Raw genomic sequence first — 18,700 nt, forward strand, 5'->3', positions numbered from 1 at the left:
TCCTCTTACCCTGGAGACATCTGTTGAGACGCGCGAAAATCGTCGCCACGCTGGGCCCGGCCACATCGAGCTATGAAACCGTCCGAGCACTCATCGAAGCGGGGGTCGACGTTGCACGACTGAACCTCAGCCACGGTGACTACTCCGTCCACGACGCCAACTACGCCAACGTTCGTCGAGCGTCTGAGGACACCGGCCGCGCCGTCGCCGTGCTCGTCGACCTGCAAGGCCCGAAGATCCGGCTCGGAAAATTCGAAGCGGGGCCGTACGAGCTCGCCGTCGGCGACATCTTCAAGATCACCACCGAGGACATCGTCGGCAACCGCGAGATCTGCGGCACGACCTTCAAGGGACTGCCGAACGACGTCAACCCTGGCGACTTCCTGCTCATTGACGACGGCAAGGTACGCGTCGAGGTCGTCGAGACCGATGGCACGGTGGTCACCACGCGCGTCGTGGTCGCCGGTGCCGTCTCGAACAACAAGGGCATCAACCTGCCCGGCGTCGCGGTCAACGTTCCGGCGCTGAGCGAGAAGGACGAGGCCGACCTCCGCTGGGGATTGGGCATCGGCGCCGATCTGATCGCGCTGTCGTTCGTACGCAACGCCGAAGACGTCGAGCGGGTGCACGAGATCATGGCCGAAGAGGGCGTGAAGGTCCCCGTGATCGCGAAGATCGAGAAGCCGCAGGCCGTCGACGCACTCGAGGAGATCGTCGATGCCTTCGACGGCATCATGGTCGCCCGTGGAGACCTGGGCGTGGAGCTGCCCCTGGAAGCAGTGCCGATCGTGCAGAAGCGCGCGGTCGAACTCGCTCGCCGCAACGCGAAGCCGGTCATCGTCGCCACGCAGATGCTCGAGTCGATGATCTCGAGCCCGGTGCCGACCCGTGCCGAGACCTCCGACGTCGCCAACGCCGTTCTCGACGGTGCGGATGCCGTGATGCTCTCCGGCGAGACAAGCGTCGGCGCGTATCCGGTCGTGGTCGTCGAGACGATGGCACGCATCGTCGAGTCGACCGAGGAGCACGGCCTGGAGCGGATCGCCCCGCTGACCAGCAGCCCGCGCACGCAGGGCGGCGCGATCACCCTAGCGGCGCTCGAGGTCGCCGAGTTCGTCGAGGCGAAGTTCCTGTGCGTGTTCACCCAGTCCGGTGACAGCGCCCGTCGCCTTTCGCGACTGCGCTCCCGCATCCCGATGCTGGCGTTCACGCCGGAGCCCAACATCCGCCGCCGGATGGCCCTCACCTGGGGCCTGAGCTCCACGCTCGTCGAAATGGTGCAGCATACCGACCTCATGTACCACCAGGTCGACGACCACTTGCTCAAGAACGGGCTCGCCGTCGAGGGGGACAAGGTCGTCGTGATCTCGGGCTCGCCTCCCGGAATCATCGGGTCCACGAACGACATCCGCGTCCACAAGGTCGGGGATGCTGTCAACGGGGCAGCTCCGATCTATAAAGACGGCGTCTGATACAACGAACGAGGGCCGGAGCTTCGCGGCTCCGACCCTCGTTTCCGTGGCGCGGTGAATCAGACGTGACTGATGGCGCGTCCCTGTCGCCGGGCGAAACTTCCCCGTCGTCGGGCGATGCCGAGAAGAATCGCGGTCGCCGCCGTGCAGACGATCACGGCGATGATGCTCGCTTCCGGTCCGAAGGCTCCGCCGGTCAGCCATTCCGGCCCCGAGGTGGTCGCCGTGATGATGGCGTCCCTGGACTCGCTGCCGGAGGTCACGGTGCCGAAGAGCGCTACGGTGGCGATGTTCCACCCGAGGTGCAGGCCGATCGAGAGCCACAGTGAGCCGGTGGCGGCGTACGCGGCCCCGAGCATGAGCCCGGCTTCGACGGCGATCGCGATTGCTCCCCACACCGTCGCACCGGGGTTCACCAGGTGCACGAGACCGAAGAGAATTGCTGAGACCGCAAGAGCGGGCCATACTCCCCAGCGACGCTGGATGAGACCGAAGATCACGCCGCGGAACAGCACCTCCTCGGCGACGGCGATCGCACACATCATGCCGATGACGCTGAGCGCGCCGCTGAGGGAACCCCATCCGGTGATCTCGTAGCCGCCGAACAGGGCGAGGATCCCGATGGTGACAGCCGACAGCAGGAGCCCTCCCGCGAAGCCGACCACGACCATCCGCGTCGCGTTCCTCGGTGCGAGTTCGGTGGCCGCTCGGCGCTCGATCCGGTGGACGGCGATCAGGTAGAGCCACAGCACCAGTACGGCCAGCAGCGGGCCGATCAGCAGCGCTGCGATCGGATTCTCCAGTGCGGCGGCGACGGAGTTGGAGGCGATCATCACGATCGCGAAGCCGATGATCATGGCTGTAGCCTGTGCCCATCTTCGAGACAGGATGCCGGTTCTGGGTGTGGTCGGTGTCGTCTGGTAGGTGGTGTTCATCGCCTGCTCCTCAGGGTGTTGAGTGTCGAGGAACACGCTACGGACGGGCCTCAGACTGCCGAATCCCGCCTGAGAGGGCATTTCCGGTAGCTCGGCAGAGGGATGCGAGTCACATATCGCCGGTGAGACCGAGTCGGTGTGCCAGGACCACGGCCTGCACGCGATCGCGAAGGTTCAGTTTCCCGAGGATGCGGGAGACGTACGTCTTCACGGTCTCGTGACTGATGACGAGCGCGAGAGCGATCTCCGCGTTCGAGAGACCCTCGGCGATCAGCGCGAGCACCTCGCGCTCCCGTGCGGTCAACGCGTCCAGTTCGCGGTGGTCCCGGTCCGCCGGGCGGACACGCTCGGCATACCGGCCGATCAGGGCCCGCGTCACCGTCGGGGAGAGCAGCGCCTCACCGGCTGCCACGGTACGGATCGCGTGGAGGAGCTCGGCAGGTCTGGCATCCTTCAGCAGAAAGCCGCTGGCACCGGCGCGGAGGGCGTCGAGCACGAGCACGTCGAGATTGAACGTCGTGACGATCAGGACCTTCGCCGGATCGCTGACCCCGGGGCCGGCCATCGAGCGCGTCGCCTCGATACCATCCATTCGCGGCATCCGAATGTCCATGATCACGACATCGGGGTGGTGCTGCTCGGCCAGACGGATCGCTGTCCGGCCGTCGGCTGCCTCACCGACGACCTCCAGATCCGGTTGCGCGTCGACGATGGTGACGAACCCGGTGCGGACCAGATCCTGGTCATCGCACACCAGCACGCGGATCGGCGCGTCGCCGTCCTCCGCGCTCATGCGGGAATCCGAGCGTGTACGACGAAACCGTCGGAGGCGTTCGCGGCGGAGAACTCACCGCCGACGAGCGAAACGCGTTCGCGCAGACCGACGAGCCCGTGTCCGCCGCCATCACTCTGTTCGACTGCGCTCGTCGCCGCGGTTGTGATCGTCACGTCGATCTCCTCCTCGTCGTAGCGGACCCGCACGTGAGTGGATGCGCCGTTGGCGTGCTTGATCGCGTTCGTCAGACTCTCCTGCACGACCCTGACGACCGCAAGCGCTCGGGCGGCATCCACGCCGCGCGGCTCGCCCTCCCGAGTGAGTTCGACCGGCTGACCGGCTGCTCGCGCGCGCTCCACGAGTTCCTCGACGTCGGTGATCGCCGGCGGCCGCGCCGCGACGTCGACCGTGCCGTCCAGGGCCCCGAGAAGGCCGCGCAGGTCGGTGAGGGCCGTTCGTCCGGTCTCTCCGATCATGGCCAGGGTCGCGCCTGTCCGCGCGCTGTCGTCCGTGCTGTACTGCGCGGCGTCTGCCTGCACCACCATCGCCGTCACGTGGTGCGTGATCACATCGTGCAGCTCCCGAGCGATGCGTGCGCGCTCCGCCTCGACAGCGGCCCGTTCTGCTTCCGCACCGCGCCGCCGCTGCATCTGCGCGCGACTGCGCAGCCACGCACCGACAACCCACAGCGAAGCCAGCAGCAGTCCGAACACGATGTAGTCCAGCACCCGTGTCGGTGAACCGACCCAGTCCAAGGCGATGCACAGGAGCACGTATCCACCCACGGCGGCGAGCCCGACAGCGCGGCGATGTCGGCGTACGAGCGCACCCGCTCCCGCCACTGCGACCAGAAGACCCAATGCTGCGAACGTGGTCGGATAACCCAGCAGCTGGTAGGCGCCGAACGCGATGCCGACAAGGGCGAGGCAGATGACGGGCCAGCGCCGCAGGAGCGCCACCGCTGCGCCCTGAGCGACGAGGAGCACCCAGCCGAGCACATCCATCGACCGATCGGGGAGTTCGGCCAGATCGACGCCTTGGCGTTCCACGCCGGGAACGAACGAGAGTCCGACGAGCGCGACCGCCGCCACGATGCTCGCGTGTCGCGAGAGAGACGACAAGCGAGCATCCATGCGGGCGGCTCCTTCGTCCGTTTCGACGAGGTGATGCAATGAACGACCTCGTCGCGATCGTGCCGGCGGTGGGACTCGAACCCACACGTCCTTTCGGACAAAGCATTTTGAGTGCTCCGCGTCTACCATTCCGCCACGCCGGCGCGGATGTCGCGTCTTCGACTTTAGCGCAGGGAAGCCTCTCCTCCCGCCGATCGCGGCGGGTGCGGCGGACACAGGGCGGCCGTCCCCTAGAATGGACTCGTGACCGAGCAAGAACAGGCAGAACCGGCTGAGCCGGCTGAGCAGCCCACGGCATCCGCTCCGCGACGCGTCGTCGTCGCCGAAGACGAATCGCTGATCCGACTCGACATCGTCGAGATCCTCCGTGACAACGGATACGACGTCGTCGGTGAAGCGGGTGACGGTGAGACGGCGGTGGCTCTGGCCACCGAGCTGCGTCCCGACCTGGTCATCATGGATGTGAAGATGCCACAGCTCGACGGCATCAGCGCCGCAGAGCGACTGCACAAGGCGAACATCGCCCCGGTCGTGCTCCTCACGGCATTCAGTCAGAAGGAGCTCGTCGAACGCGCGAGCGAGGCGGGCGCCCTGGCCTACGTCGTCAAGCCGTTCACCCCGAACGACTTGCTGCCGGCGATCGAGATCGCGCTGGCGCGCCACGAGCAGATCATCACGCTCGAGGCCGAGGTCGCCGACATGGTGGAGCGATTCGAGACCCGCAAGCTCGTCGACCGTGCCAAGGGCCTGCTCAACGAGAAGATGGGGCTCAGTGAGCCCGAGGCGTTCCGCTGGATTCAGAAGGCGTCGATGGATCGACGTCTGACGATGCAAGATGTCGCCAAGGCGATCATCGAGCAGCTCGCTCCGAAGAAGTCCTAGTCCTCCTCCACACCACTTGCGTGCCGGTGGTTTTCCACCGTTCGCGTGAAGGCCGTTCCGGGGCACCCCGCCACGAGGTATCGTCGTCGCATGGCCATGACCCCCGCTCAGATGGATCGACGTATCGAGCAGAACTCGGACGACATCCTCGCGATCTACGGTCTGCTCACCGATCTCGATAAGAAGGTCACCGCGCACGACACGCGATTCGACCGAATCGACGACCGATTCGACGGAGTCGATGGACGGCTGGACGGGGTCGATGGACGACTCGACGGGGTCGATGGACGACTCGACGGGGTCGATGGACGACTCGAAGCGGTCGACGGACGACTTGACGGTATCGACGGACGACTCGAAGCGGTCGACGGACGACTTGACGGCATCGACGGACGACTCGGCGGTGTCGACGGACGGCTTGAAGGTATCGGCGGGCGGCTTGAAGGTATCGGCGGGCGGCTTGAAGGTATCGGCGGGCGGCTGGAAGAGCTCAGTGGTCAGATGACCGAAGTGCTGAAGATCCTGAAGGACGGGCGCGGCTGATCAGTCCGCGTCCTTGATCATGTTCGTGATCCGGATCGTGGAGCACCGACGATCCTGATCATCGGTGACGACGATCTCGTGCACCATGACGGTGCGGCCGAGATGGATCGGCGTGCACACCCCGGTGACGGTTCCCGAAGTCGCGGAGCGAGTGTGCGTGGCGTTGATGTCCACGCCGACGGCGAGCTTGCCTGGTCCCGCCGCGAGATTCGCAGACATCGACCCGAGTGATTCGCCGAGCACGACGTATGCTCCGCCGTGCAGCAGTCCGACCGGCTGGGTGTTGCCTTCCACGGGCATCGTCGCGACGCTCCGCTCGACGGAGAACTCCGTGAACTCGATCCCCATCTTCTCGGCCAGGGCACCCATGCCGCGTTGCGTGGCCCACTCCAGTCCGGTCATCTGGGTCTCGGTCACAGAATCCTCCTCGGCGGGTGTCTGCCGTCCTCGTTAGGCTGTCAGAGTGACGGACTCCGCAAAGCCTACCCTCATGGTCGTCGACGGCCACTCGCTCGCCTACCGTGCTTTCTTCGCCCTTCCGGTCGAGAACTTCACGACCAAGGACAACCAGCACACCAACGCGATCTACGGCTTCCTGTCGATGCTGGTGAACCTGATCAAGGCCGAGCAACCGACTCACCTCGCCATCGCGTTCGACACGTCGCGGCACTCGTTCCGCACCGATGAGTACCCCGAGTACAAGGCGACCCGCTCCGAGACTCCGCAAGAGTTCCGCGGGCAGATCCCGCTGCTGCAGGACTGCCTGGCCGCGATGTCCATCCCCGTTCTGACAAAAGAGGGGATCGAGGCCGATGACATCCTCGCCACGCTCGCCGACCAGGGATCCGCGCAGGGCTACGACGTGCTCGTCGTCTCGGGCGACCGCGACACGATCCAGCTCGTGAACGACGAAGTCACCCTGCTGTACCCCTCGGTGCAGGGCGTCTCACAGCTCAAGCGCTACGACCCGGTGACCGTGCAGGAGCGCTATGGCGTGCGGCCCGAACAGTACCCCGACATCGCAGCTCTCGTCGGTGAGACGAGCGACAATCTGCCTGGTGTGCCGAAGGTGGGCGAGAAGACCGCCGTCAAATGGTTGACCCAGTTCGGTTCACTCGACGAGCTCCTGTCCCGCGCCGACGAGATCAAGGGCGTCGTCGGCGGCAACTTGCGCGATCACATGGATGACGTGCGCCGCAACCGCAAGCTCAACCGCCTGCTCACCGATGTCGAGCTCCCCGTCGTCCCGGCAGACCTCGCCGTCGTCCCGGCAGACGTCCAGGCGATCCGCGACATCTTCGCCCGGCTCGAGTTCCGCACTCTGCTGCCGCGCGTGTTCGAGGCGATGGGGGCGAGCGAGGAGTCCGCCAGTTCCGAGCCCGCCGTCGATCTGCCGGCCCCGGTGCAGACGACGGCGTCAGATCTCGTCGCCTGGCTCGATGCGCAGCGTGAGGAACTCGGCATCTCGCTCGTCAGCAACGGCGGCACGGTGGCCCGCATCGGCATCGCCAGCCTCACTGAGCTGCGCGAGGCCGACTGGTCAGAGGACACGGCCGAGGCAGTGCGTCCGTGGTTCGCATCCGACGCCCCGAAGGTGTTCAACGATGCCAAGCCGCAGATCAAGGCGCTGGCGCGATCCGGCATCCGCATCGGCGGTCTCGCTTATGACACGCTGCTGGCCGGCTGGCTGCTGCGGCCGAGCCTGCCCGACAAGACCCTCACCCATCTCGTCGACCGCTACCTCGGCGAAAGGCTTCCCGTCGCCGACCCCTCGCAGCTCGTGCCCGAGACTGACGGTGCGACTCCCGCCCAAGAGGCCTGGTTCGTGCTGCGCGTCGCTGCGGCCCTACGGAAAGATCTGCCCGACTCCGTGGCGGCCGTTCTCACCGACATCGAGCTCCCCACGCTCCTCGCGTTGGCAGACATGGAGCTCGCCGGCGTCGCCGTCTCGCACGATGTGCTGTCGACCTTCTCCAGCGAACTGGCGACGCGCACGGATGGGCTGGCCACCGAGGCTTTCGCCCTCGTCGGCCGCGAGTTCAATCTCGGATCCCCGAAACAGCTGCAGGAGGTGCTCTTCGAAGATCTGCAGCTGCCCAAGACCCGCAAGACCAAGACCGGGTACTCGACGGATGCCGCGGTGCTCGCCGACCTGCAGGACAGCAATCCGCACCCCTTCCTCGACCTGCTGCTGCAGTATCGCGAGGCGACGAAACTCCGACAGATCATCGAGTCCCTCGACACCGCGATCAAAGACGACGACCGCGTCCACACGACCTACGTGCAGACCGGCAGTCAGACCGGGCGGCTCTCCAGCACCGACCCGAACCTGCAGAACATTCCGGTGCGCACCGAGGAATCCCGGCGGATCCGCAGCGCCTTCGAGGTCGGCACCGGCTTCGAGACTCTGCTGACGGCGGACTACTCGCAGATCGAGATGCGCATCATGGCTCATCTGTCCGGTGACGAGGGCCTCATCGAGGCGTTCAACACCGGAGAGGACCTGCACCGGTTCGTCGGCGCCCGCGTGTTCGGAGTCGAACCGGAAGATGTGACCTCCGCGATGCGCACCAAGGTCAAGGCGATGTCATACGGCCTGGTCTATGGCCTCAGTGCGTTCGGTCTTTCCAAGCAACTGCGCATCGAGCAGTCTGAGGCGAAGCAGTTGATGCTCGAGTACTTCGCCCGCTTCGGGGCCGTGCGCGACTATCTGCGCGCCTCGGTTCTCAAGGCGAAAGAGGTCGGCTATACCGAGACCATCTTCGGTCGTCGGCGTCCGTTCCCCGACCTCTCCAGCCCCAACAGGGTGCTGCGCGAGAACGCTGAGCGTGCCGCGCTGAATGCACCCATCCAGGGCAGCGCCGCCGATGTGATGAAGATCGCGCTGTTCCGCATTCATGCTGACCTCGCTGCCGCCGACATGCGCTCGCGCGTGCTGCTGCAGATCCACGATGAACTCGTCGTCGAGGTCGCGCCGGGGGAGTGGGATGCCGCGGAGCAGATCGTCCGCACGCAGATGGCTGCCGCCGCCGACCTCACCGTGCCACTGGACGTGCAGGTGGGTCGCGGCCGCGACTGGAACGAAGCCGCGCACTGAACAATAGAGTGCACTGAACAACAGGGTGCACCGAACAGGATGAGCGGGCAGCCCTGAGCGGAGCGCCCCGCCCGACGCTACGCTGAAGCTCATGACGGATACTCCGCGAACTCCCACGCCCATCGACGAAGTCGCTGACGCTTGGGTCGACACCCTCACAGATCTGGACCCGACGCTCGGCACGTACATCGGCCGCGAAGAGGGCAATGACCGCTACGGCGATCTGAGCCCCGAGGGCCATGATCGGTACGTCGAGGCGGTGCGGAGCGCCCGTTCGGAACTCGCCGCTCTCGCGCCCGTCGATGCCATCGACGACGTGACGAAGACCGACCTGCTGAGTGAACTCGACCTCGAACTCGAGTTCGACGAAGCACGATGGCATCAGCGCGATCTGAACGTCCTGGCATCCGCCGTGCAGGATGTCCGCCAGGTCTATGACCTCATGCCCACGGCGACGGCTGATGACTGGGCAGTCATCGCCCGCCGTCTCGGCGCGGTCCCCGACGCCCTCCGCGGGTATGCCGCGACTCTGCGGCAGGGCATCGAGACCGGCACGGTACCCGCTCGCCGTCAGGTCGTCGAGGTGGCCGGTCAGATCGTGCGGTACACCGCCGACGACGGATTCTTCGCCTCGTTCGTGGCGAACGCGCAGCCTGAGGACGGCGAGCTTCCGGCGTCGCTCGCCCGTGAGCTCGCCGATAACGCGTCAGCGGCACGCGTCGCCTATGACGAGCTGCGCAGTTTCCTGACCGGAACGCTCGCGCCGGCAGCATCCGAATCCGACGCCGTCGGGCGCGACCTCTACGCGCTGCATTCCCGACGCTTCCTCGGTGCACGTATCGACCTCGACGAGACCTATGAGTGGGGTCGCGAGGAGCTAGCCCGCATGGTCGCAGAGCAGACGGCGATCGCGAATGAGATCCTCCCGGGAGCGAGCGTCGAAGAGGCCGTCGCCCACCTCGAGCAGGATGCCGCCCGCAAGCTCCATGGCACCGACGCGCTGCAGCGCTGGATGCAGGAGACCAGCGATCGCGCTGTCGCAGAGCTCGCCGCAACCCACTTCGACATCCCGGAGAAGATCCGCACGATCGAATGCATGATCGCGCCGACACAGGAAGGCGGCATCTACTACACCGGCCCGACCGATGACTTCTCGCGTCCTGGACGGATGTGGTGGTCAGTGCCTGAAGGCGTCACCGAGTTCGACACGTGGCGCGAGTTGACCACCGTCTACCACGAGGGCGTCCCCGGGCACCACCTGCAGATCGCGCAGGCGGTCTATAACCGCGCCGAGCTCAACTCGTGGCGTCGTCTGCTCGCCGGCACCTCCGGCCACGCCGAAGGTTGGGCGCTGTACGCCGAGCGGCTCATGCAGCAACTCGGGTATCTCGACGACCCGGCCGACCGCCTCGGCATGCTCGACGGCCAGCGCATGCGCGCAGCGCGCGTCGTCCTCGACATCGGTGTGCACCTCGGCAAGTCGCGCCCGGAAGGCGACAGTCCCTGGGACGCGGACTATGCCCTCGGTTTCATGCGCCAGAACGTGAACATGTCCGACGAGTTCGTGCAGTTCGAGGTCAACCGCTACCTCGGATGGCCAGGGCAGGCGCCGTCATACAAGGTCGGCCAGCGCATCTGGGAACAGGTGCGCGACGCGTATCAGGCAGAGCAGGGCGACGAGTTCGACGTCAAGAGCTTCCACAAGCGCGCGCTCGACATCGGCGGTGTGGGCCTCGACACGCTTCGCACTGCGCTGCTGAAGAGGTGACCGGCGCCGTTCCCAGTCGCGCGGACCTTGCCGGTCGGCTGGACGATCTGCTGTTCACCAGGCGGCATGCGCGACTGCTCACCGGTTCAGGACTCGGCTGGGCGCTCGATGCGATGGACGTCGGTCTCATCTCGTTCATCCTCGCGGCCCTCGCCCAGCAGTGGGACCTCACCAAGACCGAAAGCGGGTGGATCGCCTCGGTCGGATTCATCGGCATGGCGCTCGGCGCGAGCCTGGGCGGGCTGCTGGCCGACCGCTTCGGTCGCAGGCAGGTGTTCGCGCTGACCCTGCTCGTGTACGGACTCGCGACCGGTGCAAGCGCACTGGCCGGCGGAGTGGCCATTCTGCTGGTGCTGCGCTTCTTCGTGGGCCTCGGGCTCGGGGCGGAGCTCCCCGTCGCTTCGACCTACGTGAGCGAGTTCGCGCCCGCACGCATCCGCGGACGCCTGATCGTCATCCTCGAGGCGTTCTGGGCCGTGGGGTGGACAGCGTCTGCGCTGATCGGGTACTTCGTGATCCCGGCATCCCCCGATGGCTGGCGCTGGGCTTTCGCCCTCGGCGCCATCCCCGCGGTGTACGCGCTGATCGTGCGGTGGGGATTACCGGAATCTCCACGATGGCTGGCCTCTCGCGGTCGGATCGGGGATGCCGAGCGCATCGTCGCGGCATTCGAAGCGGATGCCGGCGTCGTGGTGACCCCGGCCAAGAACCGCGAGCCGCTCTCCCGCTCCATCGCCGCTTCTTCGGGTGCGCGTATGCGCACGCTCTGGTCGAGTGAGTTCCGGGTGCGCACCCTGTGCATCTGGCTGGTTTGGTTCTGCGTCAACTTCGCCTATTACGGCGCCTTCATCTGGATCCCCAGCATCCTCCTCGACGCCGGTTACGACCTGGTGCGCTCATTCGGTTTCACCCTGGTGATCACGCTCGCGCAGTTGCCGGGCTACGCGGTGGCTGCGTGGCTGATCGAAGTATGGGGCCGACGGATGACGCTCTCGGTCTTCCTCGTCGGCTCCGCCGCGTCAGCTGTGCTGTTCGGCACCGCGAGCGGGGATGCCGCGATCATCGGCTCCGGAATGGCGCTGTCGTTCTTCAACCTCGGTGCGTGGGGCGCCCTGTACGCGGTGACACCGGAGATCTATCCGACGTCACTGCGCGCAACGGGGTCGGGATGGGCGGCTGGAGTGGGACGCATCGCGTCGATCATCGCACCGCTGCTGGTACCCGTGCTGCTCGGTGTCGGAGGGGCACCACTGCTTTTCGTCGTCTTCGGGGTCTTCTTCGTCGTCGCCGCCGCGGCCGCCTGGGGCCTCGTCGATCGTCGCGGACAGACACTCGACGATCGATGACGCCTGGGAGTTCGGGACGGCAATAAGCTGGTTCGGTGACTGCTGTGAGGTTCGTGGCGATCGGTGACTCCTTCACCGAGGGCGTCGGCGATGAGCTGCCTGACGGCCGAGTGCGAGGATGGGCCGACATCGCCGCGCAGGGATGGGCGGATGCCGCAGGCCACCCGATCCAGTATGCGAACTTCGCGATCCGCGGCAAGCTCGCTTGGCCGATCGTCGAAGAGCAACTGGAACCCGCTCTCGCGCTCGGTCCGACGCACCTGTCGTTCAACGGCGGGGGCAACGATATGCTCCGGCCCCGCACCGATGTCGAGCACATCGCCGATACGTTCTCGCGGGTGCTGCGGCGCTGCGATGAGCAGGGCGTCACGCTGATCCTGCTCTCCGGCGCCAACCCGGCCGGACAGCTGCCCATGGGCTCACTGATCCAACGTCGCGGAGACGAACTGTCGGCGGCGGTGCTGCGGCGCATCGCGGGTCGGGGCGATGTCATCCGGGCTCTCAACTGGCCTGATCGCGAACTCTCCACCGGTGCGTACTGGTCCGAGGACCGTCTGCACATGAATGCGAACGGTCATCATCGCGTGGCAGCACGCGTGCTGCATGCTCTCGGCTACGAACCACCTGCTCAGTGGTGGGCGCCGGCGGAGCGAATCAGCGGCGCGTCCGGACTCGCGTATTACCGACAGCACGTGGGGCCCTGGGTGCGGCGCCGCCTCGCCCGCACCTCGTCAGGAGACGGGCGCACGGCGAAGCATCCGACCTGGGTGGAACGAGTACCGCAGTGAGTCGCATGCGCGGCCGGCGGCTTCCGCGCCGGATCGCGCAGTTGCTGATCGGTCTCTTCCTCTACGGCGTCGGCATCGCCTTCATGATCCGCGGTGAGATCGGCGCTGCTCCCTGGGATGTCCTCTCGCAGGGCATCTCACTGCACGTGCCACTCTCTTTCGGCGTCATCACGATTCTCACGAGCATCGTCGTGCTGCTGCTCTGGCTGCCGCTGCGCCAGCGGTACGGCATCGGCACATTGCTGAATGCCCTGCTGGTCGGACCATCGGCTGACATCGGGCTGCTGCTCATCCCCACCGGGCAGCCGCTGTGGCTGCGGGTCGGCTTCTTCGTCATCGGGCTGCTGGTTCTCTCGGCCGCGACCGGGCTCTACATCGGCGGGCACTTCGGGCCCGGCCCCCGTGACGGCCTCATGACCGGCCTCCATAAGCGCACAGGCTGGCCGATCTGGATCGTCCGGACGGGGATCGAGGTCGTGGTCGTGGCCGTCGGGTGGTCGCTGGGCGGAAACGTCGGCATCGGCACGCTCGCGTTCGCGCTGCTGGTCGGGCCGCTCTGCCAGTACTTCATGCGCCTCTTCGCCGTGCGCATCGGCTCGCAGCCGACAGGTGCCGGCGCATGACCGACATCGAGATGGCGCAGTTGCCCGCCGGATCCGTGATGCTGCACGACGCGCGCCGCAAGACGAGCAGAATCGTCGAACTCGATGCGTTCGAGATCGGTGCGTACCCGGTCACGCAAGAGCAGATGGCCGAGATACTCGGCATCGCCGCCCAGCATCCGCGCCGGCCGGCATCCGATCTCAGCTGGTTGCGTGCTGTGCGTGTCTGCAACGCAGCGTCCGAGTGGGAGGGCCTGGACCCGGCGTACACGTTCAATGGCGAGGAGGTCACCTGGCACGTCGACAGCGACGGGTACCGGCTTCCGACCGAAGCGGAGTGGGAGTATGCCTGTCGCGCTGGGTCCAGCACGCCGCAGTACGGTCCGCTGGAGGAGGTCGCGTGGACGGCCGCAGACGGCGTCACCACAGCGCAGGACGTCGGCGGCAAGCTCCCGAACCTGAACGGGCTGTTCGACACTCTCGGCAACGTATGGGAATGGTGCTGGGATCTGCTGGACCCTGCCCGCTACGGCGACTATCGGGTTTTCCGCGGCGGCGGATTCGCCGACGACGCGTGGAGCGTGCGGGCGTCCGTGCGGCGCGGGGGAGCGCCGCGGATGCACCACGAAGACGTCGGCCTGCGGCTGGCTCGCGGCGGATTCGACGGCTCCGATGCTGCCCAAGGGTGGTCGGACGCGGTCGACCGGGAACGAGCAGTCACAGAAGGCGCGCTGCCGTCGGGCTGGACACCGCGCGGCCGCTGAGATCGACAAGGAGCAGTCATGACACAAGATTTCGGGATCATCGTCTCGCAGGGACGAGTAGCCGACCGCACGGACGGAGCACTCCGTGGTGCGAGGGAGGCGGCTACGGCTCTGGCGGACTATCTTGAGGTCACGCCTGTCGTCGTGGGCTCCCCGTCGCCGGCGGCCGTCGACGATTGGACCGAGGCGCTCCCGGCTGCCCGGGAGACTCTGGAGGGGCTTCGGGATGCCGTGACAATGGTGCTGGATGCCGGACAGACCCCGTTGCTGCTGACCAATACGTGCGCGGCGAGCCTCGGCACACTGCCGACAGCAGCGCGCCGGAACCCGCAGTCGGTACTGCTGTGGATCGATGCGCACGGAGATTTCAACACGCCGCAGACTTCGGGGTCGGGGTACCTCGGCGGGATGGTTCTCGCGGCCGCCTGCGGGCTGTGGGACAGCGGGCATGGTGCAGGTCTGAACCCGGAGCAGGTGATCGTCGTCGGTGCGCGCGACATCGACGCGGCGGAGTCCGACCTGCTCGCCGAGGCGGGAGTGCGGGTGCTGTCGCCGGCCGAACGCGCTCCGGAGCGAATCGCGCAGCTGGTGAGCGGTCGGGACGTGTGGATCCACGTCGACTGGGACGTGCTCGAGCCCGGCTACATACCCGCTGCCTATCGCGTGGCCGGAGGCCTGCTTCCGCACCAGATCGCCTCGATCTTCGCAGCGATTCCGGCCGATCGTGTGCGAGGTGTGGAACTGGCTGAGTTCGAGTACGGTGATGTGGACGTTCCCGCAGGCGTCAGCATCGAACTGATTCTGGAGACCTTCCAGGCCCTGCAGCGCTGAAACACCAGGGGCGCATTCGCGTTGTCAACCCGTTGTCGCGGGTTTCGAATGCTGCAATCATCGAAACCGTCGGGGCTCCGGCCCCGATCAGGTGCCGATCGGCGGCGCCGGAAAGGGAAGAGCATGAGCATCGGCACTGGAATCGTCCTGTTCGTGATCGGCGCGATTCTCGCCTTCGCGATCAACGTCGAAGTGGAGTGGGCGAACCTCGACATGATCGGCTACATCCTGATGGGCGCCGGCGCGGTCGTCTTCGTCATCGGTCTGATCCTCGTCGCTCGACGGCGGCAGCCGAACTCGGTCACACGCCCGTCGGTCGACCCCGTCTCCGGATCTCAGACGACTCGTCGCAGCACGAGCTCGCCGGACGACGCTGCGGGTCTGTGACGGCCGACTAGACACCTCGCCGTCGCCGCACACGCTCGGGATCCAGCCCGATCCGGATTCTCGTGCGTTTGCGTTCGATGAGGATGAACGTCACGCCGAGCAGCCACAGTGGAATCTGGGCGAGAAAGGCGAGGCGGAAGGCGTCCAGGGAATAGGTCTCCGGCGTTCCCGCTCCCTGCAGGTCGAGGGCGAGGCCGATGAAGAACACCGCTGTCAGCGCGGCGATGAAGCCCCCAGCATTCGTCAGTCCGGTGGCAGTGCTGAGGCGGTGAGCAGGATTGTGAGTGCGCGCGTGGTCGAAAGCGATCATGGATGCCGGGCCGCCGGAAGCCAGGGCAACAGCCAGGACGTACAGCAGCCACAGAGGTGCGGGGCCGGGATACACGATCACCGCGACCCAGGCGGTGAGCTGGATGGCGACCGTCGGCAGCACGAGGGCGATCGTGCGCTGATTCGGTATGCGGCGTGAGAGCTCGCCGAGCACAGGACCGAGACACATTCCGATAGCGACATATATCGAGATGAGGGTCGCCGCTTCGGCTGCCGACAATCCTTCGCCTTCTGTGAGGAAGGGCATTCCCCACAGGAGCACGAACGCCGTACCCGCGAACGGCGTCGCAAAATGCGACCAGAATGCAAGGCGGGTTCCCGGGTGCGCCCACGCCGCGCGAATGCCGACACCGGTGTCGATTGCTGACGTGACGACCCGCACGACTCCGGTGTCGGTATTGACAGTCACGTCGGCCGCGACTTCTGGGGGGTGGTTCCGGATCACGGCGAACACGAGTATGGCGAAGAGGACGCCGAGGCCGGCGATGCTTCCGAAGGTGACCGTCCACGTGGTCGCGTGCAGCAGCGATGCTACCGGTACGAGCGCGACGAGCTGTCCCGATTGACCGATGACGCCGGTGAGCTGAACCATCAGCGGCCCACGCTGGGCGGGGAACCAGGTCGCGACCAGACGCAGCACCGCCGGAAAGACCATGGCGTCGCCCGCGCCGAGCAGCACGCGCGCGATGATCGCGATACCGATGCTGGGCGAGAGGGCCATGGTGAGCTGCCCGGCAGCCATGAGCACCATTCCGAGTGTGATGATCGGACGGGCGCCATAACGGTCGAGGAATACGCCGATGGGAATCTGCATGCCGCCGTACACCGCGAGCTGAACCACCGCGAAGAGGGAGAGGGTCGCGGCATCCGCCTGGAACCGCTCTGCAGCATCCACACCGACGGCACCCAATGAGGTGCGGTTCGCGATGGCGAGCACGTACGCTGCGACGCCGACGCTCCAGATCAGCCAAGGACGCCATCCGGGGGTGAGAGCGGGGGAGCGGATGGCATCGGGCACGCTTCTACGCTACTGCGCGTGCGGGGTCATCCTGCGCATACCGAACAGGCACAGATCGGGCGATTCACCGAGGCGAAGCCCTGTCGCGAGCTCCTGCCAGCCGTTCGCACGGTAGAACCGCTGAGCCGATTCTGCTTCGCCGTACGCGCTGAGTACGGCAGTCGGGTAGGGGAGGCCCTCGAGAAGTGAGGAGAGCAGAGCCCCGGCGACGCCGCTTCGTCGGTGCGCGAGTGATGTCGCCAACTCGACGACTGCGAAGGTCTCGTCACCGAACCATTCGTCGGCGGTGTCGTCGGGGAGTTGCGCGACGACGCGGTCGCGCCACCAATCGCCTGATGAGACGGCCGTGCCGAGCGCGAGCCCGATGACGCGCTGGTCCCGCCAGGTGAGGCGCAAGCGGAAATGCGGCTTCGCCGCGCGGTAGCGGTCGACTCGGTCGATGAACGTCGCCCGGCTGTCTTCGGGGTCTTCGCAGTAAGGCGGCTCAGCGAAGACTTCGGCATAGACGTCAGCTGCCATCTGCAGTTCGCGGGCTTCTCCGCTCCAGGTGCGGACGTCAGGTGTCGCCGTCGTACCGTCGTTCATCATCGTTCCGTGATGGTCGAGTCGGCGAACAGCAGACGGGAGTTGGCGCGGAATCCGTTACGCAGATACATGCCCGGCGAGTCGGCGGAGGTGTGCACGGTGACATGCTCGGCGCCGTGGGCTGCGGCGGTGTCCAACACCGCTTGCACGAGGCGACCCCCGATGCCCTGACGACGAAAAGACGGAAGCACGTAGCAGGACTGCAGGTCACCGGACGATCGATCAAAGCTGTGCGTGGAGGCAACTCGAGGTGTGAGGGCGAGCCACGCCATCCCGATGATGGATCCATCCTTCGTCACGGCGACGTGGGGGAGGTGCGTGTCGGCGTGCTCCCGCGCCCATCTGGCTGCGCCGGTGACGAAGGCTTCTTCGGTGATCGCCGGGGATTCGCCACGATCAAGGGTCGTCCAGTGCCATCGCAGGCCGACGACCTCTTCCAGTTCTTGATCGCGTCCCCGGCGCACCTCGACCGCTGAAGTAGATTCAGTTGGGCCCGGGGGAGTGCGCACGTGCCGATCCTATCGACCACTTGATGCCGGCGAGAGCGAGTACGCTGCGCAGACCTTCGGGTGTGCCTGGCCAGTTGCGCTGCACCGCATCGACGCCTGCGTGTCTGATCGCGTATCGCAGAGCCACGGCAGTGATGATCGCGTCATCTGCAAACCCGATCACCGGCAGGAAGTCAGGAACGAGATCTATCGGCATCAAGAGGTAGGCCAGGAGCGCGATCAACCACCAGCGGACGGCGCGAGGAACGTCCGGTTGTCACATCCGGGCCGATTCGACGCTCGTCGAACCAGGGGAGCGGTTGCCATCCGTCGTACCACTCGCGAATCTTCTCTTCACCGAAATCGGTCGCGAGCGGCCGTCCGGCGTGGCGTCGGAGCGTCTCATCGAGACCGACATCGAATTGGTAGATCCGGGTGCGTCCCCGATGGTTCCGATGCAACGCCTCGAACGGCTCGGAGTAGTCCCTCAGGTTGACGATGCCATCAAGGGTGACGTCGTACCCGAGACTGAGAGCCTCGCGAGCTGCGCTGACGATAAGGATAGGATGCTGGCATCTGCTGAGCGTCGACGGCGATCGAGATCGTGCAGCATCTCACGTCGAACGTAATCCTGATGGATGAGTGCGACGCGTGGACCGAGCTTCGTTCGCAAAGCTGTCGCGGTCGTCGTCTTACCTGAGGCAGCATCGCCACGGAGGATGATTAGACGCGTGGAAGGACTGCCGACGGGGGACACCGCTCCATCATTCGAGGACGCACGCTTCGACGAGGCTTCGTGATCGACGCGTGGTTGCGCTTACCTCTGGTCGGGTGCGCATACGCGACGTTCCGGGCGTGACGATCTTGGAGGAGGATGACCGCTTCCACAATCGAACCCTCACCCTCTTTGCCAGGCTGTGTGTGAGTCGTTCGGCTCGGGGAATGGAGTCATGAGA

Annotated in this window: 19 protein-coding genes and 1 tRNA gene; 11 read left to right on the top strand and 9 right to left on the bottom strand. The window is 66.2% G+C overall.

Annotated elements, in window-relative coordinates:
• Positions 1–23 precede the first annotated feature (23 nt).
• Entirely contained in the window at positions 24–1,472 is a 1,449-nt protein-coding gene (pyk, locus tag ACTICP_RS02775; protein ID WP_441889263.1) for a pyruvate kinase, read from the top strand.
• 59 nt (positions 1,473–1,531) lie between these two features.
• Here the strand turns inward: pyk and ACTICP_RS02780 are convergent, their stop codons facing one another.
• The 4 genes from ACTICP_RS02780 to ACTICP_RS02795 form a co-directional block, all read right to left on the bottom strand.
• On the bottom strand, positions 1,532–2,407 hold the full coding sequence (locus tag ACTICP_RS02780) for a CPBP family intramembrane glutamic endopeptidase (protein ID WP_441889265.1): 876 nt from the start codon (positions 2,405–2,407) through the stop codon (positions 1,532–1,534).
• Between the two features lie 109 nt (positions 2,408–2,516).
• Entirely contained in the window at positions 2,517–3,200 is a 684-nt protein-coding gene (locus ACTICP_RS02785) for a response regulator (protein ID WP_441889267.1), read from the bottom strand.
• Entirely contained in the window at positions 3,197–4,315 is a 1,119-nt protein-coding gene (locus ACTICP_RS02790) for a sensor histidine kinase (RefSeq protein WP_441889269.1), read from the bottom strand. Before ACTICP_RS02790 ends, ACTICP_RS02785 begins: the two co-directional genes overlap by 4 nt.
• 60 nt (positions 4,316–4,375) lie before the next feature.
• Positions 4,376–4,458 (bottom strand) — tRNA-Leu (locus ACTICP_RS02795).
• A gap of 100 nt (positions 4,459–4,558) precedes the next feature.
• Between ACTICP_RS02795 and ACTICP_RS02800 the strand changes: the two genes are divergently transcribed.
• Both ACTICP_RS02800 and ACTICP_RS02805 read left to right on the top strand, forming a co-directional pair.
• Entirely contained in the window at positions 4,559–5,197 is a 639-nt protein-coding gene (locus ACTICP_RS02800; protein WP_441889271.1) for an ANTAR domain-containing response regulator, read from the top strand.
• A 90-nt stretch (positions 5,198–5,287) separates the two neighbouring features.
• Complete coding sequence (locus tag ACTICP_RS02805) at positions 5,288–5,740, top strand: hypothetical protein (RefSeq protein WP_441889273.1); 453 nt, start codon at positions 5,288–5,290, stop codon at positions 5,738–5,740.
• On the opposite strand, the gene ACTICP_RS02810 is transcribed toward ACTICP_RS02805, so the two are convergent.
• Positions 5,741–6,142 (bottom strand): hotdog fold thioesterase, encoded by a 402-nt coding sequence (locus ACTICP_RS02810; RefSeq protein ID WP_441889304.1) that lies wholly within the window; start codon positions 6,140–6,142, stop codon positions 5,741–5,743. It abuts the gene before it with no gap.
• A 61-nt stretch (positions 6,143–6,203) separates the two neighbouring features.
• On the opposite strand from ACTICP_RS02810, the gene polA reads away from it, so the two are divergent.
• The 8 genes from polA (at position 6,204) to ACTICP_RS02850 (ending at position 15,323) form a co-directional block, all read left to right on the top strand.
• A complete protein-coding gene (gene polA, locus ACTICP_RS02815) occupies positions 6,204–8,837 on the top strand; it encodes a DNA polymerase I (RefSeq protein WP_441889275.1) in 2,634 nt (877 codons plus the stop codon).
• 91 nt (positions 8,838–8,928) lie between these two features.
• Entirely contained in the window at positions 8,929–10,605 is a 1,677-nt protein-coding gene (locus tag ACTICP_RS02820) for a DUF885 domain-containing protein (protein ID WP_441889277.1), read from the top strand.
• Entirely contained in the window at positions 10,602–11,951 is a 1,350-nt protein-coding gene (locus ACTICP_RS02825) for an MFS transporter (protein WP_441889279.1), read from the top strand. Before ACTICP_RS02820 ends, ACTICP_RS02825 begins: the two co-directional genes overlap by 4 nt.
• Before the next feature lie 44 nt (positions 11,952–11,995).
• The gene (locus ACTICP_RS02830; protein WP_441889306.1) at positions 11,996–12,739 is read left to right on the top strand and encodes an SGNH/GDSL hydrolase family protein; all 744 of its coding nucleotides are present in this window, start codon (positions 11,996–11,998) and stop codon (positions 12,737–12,739) included.
• Positions 12,740–12,744: 5 nt separating this feature from the next.
• Complete coding sequence (gene yczE, locus ACTICP_RS02835) at positions 12,745–13,362, top strand: membrane protein YczE (RefSeq protein ID WP_441889308.1); 618 nt, start codon at positions 12,745–12,747, stop codon at positions 13,360–13,362.
• Positions 13,359–14,105, top strand: a complete 747-nt coding sequence (locus tag ACTICP_RS02840; protein WP_441889281.1) for a formylglycine-generating enzyme family protein — start codon at positions 13,359–13,361, stop codon at positions 14,103–14,105. Before yczE ends, ACTICP_RS02840 begins: the two co-directional genes overlap by 4 nt.
• An 18-nt stretch (positions 14,106–14,123) precedes the next feature.
• Positions 14,124–14,936: an arginase family protein gene (locus tag ACTICP_RS02845; protein ID WP_441889283.1), complete on the top strand. Its 813-nt coding sequence runs from the start codon at positions 14,124–14,126 to the stop codon at positions 14,934–14,936.
• A gap of 123 nt (positions 14,937–15,059) precedes the next feature.
• Entirely contained in the window at positions 15,060–15,323 is a 264-nt protein-coding gene (locus ACTICP_RS02850) for a DUF6458 family protein (protein ID WP_441889285.1), read from the top strand.
• A 7-nt stretch (positions 15,324–15,330) separates the two neighbouring features.
• Here ACTICP_RS02850 and ACTICP_RS02855 read toward each other — a convergent pair whose 3' ends face one another.
• From ACTICP_RS02855 to ACTICP_RS02870, 4 genes are read right to left on the bottom strand one after another with little or no spacing between them, the layout of a single operon-like run.
• Entirely contained in the window at positions 15,331–16,671 is a 1,341-nt protein-coding gene (locus ACTICP_RS02855; RefSeq protein ID WP_441889287.1) for an MFS transporter, read from the bottom strand.
• Positions 16,672–16,680: 9 nt separating this feature from the next.
• Entirely contained in the window at positions 16,681–17,256 is a 576-nt protein-coding gene (locus ACTICP_RS02860) for a hypothetical protein (RefSeq protein WP_441889289.1), read from the bottom strand.
• Complete coding sequence (locus ACTICP_RS02865; protein WP_441889291.1) at positions 17,256–17,765, bottom strand: GNAT family N-acetyltransferase; 510 nt, start codon at positions 17,763–17,765, stop codon at positions 17,256–17,258. Before ACTICP_RS02865 ends, ACTICP_RS02860 begins: the two co-directional genes overlap by 1 nt.
• Entirely contained in the window at positions 17,740–17,988 is a 249-nt protein-coding gene (locus ACTICP_RS02870; RefSeq protein ID WP_441889293.1) for a YkvA family protein, read from the bottom strand. Before ACTICP_RS02870 ends, ACTICP_RS02865 begins: the two co-directional genes overlap by 26 nt.
• Positions 17,989–18,700 lie beyond the last annotated feature (712 nt).

The sequence above is a fragment of the Microbacterium sp. genome, from assembly GCF_052102115.1.
Lineage (GTDB): Bacteria > Actinomycetota > Actinomycetes > Actinomycetales > Microbacteriaceae > Microbacterium.

Coding starts and splice junctions, on each gene's coding strand:
- ACTICP_RS02780 (WP_441889265.1), bottom strand. CDS start 2,407: ATGAACACCACCTACCAGACGACACCGACCACACCCAGAACCGGCATC.
- ACTICP_RS02785 (WP_441889267.1), bottom strand. CDS start 3,200: ATGAGCGCGGAGGACGGCGACGCGCCGATCCGCGTGCTGGTGTGCGAT.
- ACTICP_RS02790 (WP_441889269.1), bottom strand. CDS start 4,315: ATGGATGCTCGCTTGTCGTCTCTCTCGCGACACGCGAGCATCGTGGCG.
- ACTICP_RS02805 (WP_441889273.1), top strand. CDS start 5,288: ATGGCCATGACCCCCGCTCAGATGGATCGACGTATCGAGCAGAACTCG.
- ACTICP_RS02810 (WP_441889304.1), bottom strand. CDS start 6,142: ATGACCGGACTGGAGTGGGCCACGCAACGCGGCATGGGTGCCCTGGCC.
- ACTICP_RS02820 (WP_441889277.1), top strand. CDS start 8,929: ATGACGGATACTCCGCGAACTCCCACGCCCATCGACGAAGTCGCTGAC.
- yczE (WP_441889308.1), top strand. CDS start 12,745: ATGCGCGGCCGGCGGCTTCCGCGCCGGATCGCGCAGTTGCTGATCGGT.
- ACTICP_RS02840 (WP_441889281.1), top strand. CDS start 13,359: ATGACCGACATCGAGATGGCGCAGTTGCCCGCCGGATCCGTGATGCTG.
- ACTICP_RS02845 (WP_441889283.1), top strand. CDS start 14,124: ATGACACAAGATTTCGGGATCATCGTCTCGCAGGGACGAGTAGCCGAC.
- ACTICP_RS02850 (WP_441889285.1), top strand. CDS start 15,060: ATGAGCATCGGCACTGGAATCGTCCTGTTCGTGATCGGCGCGATTCTC.
- ACTICP_RS02860 (WP_441889289.1), bottom strand. CDS start 17,256: ATGAACGACGGTACGACGGCGACACCTGACGTCCGCACCTGGAGCGGA.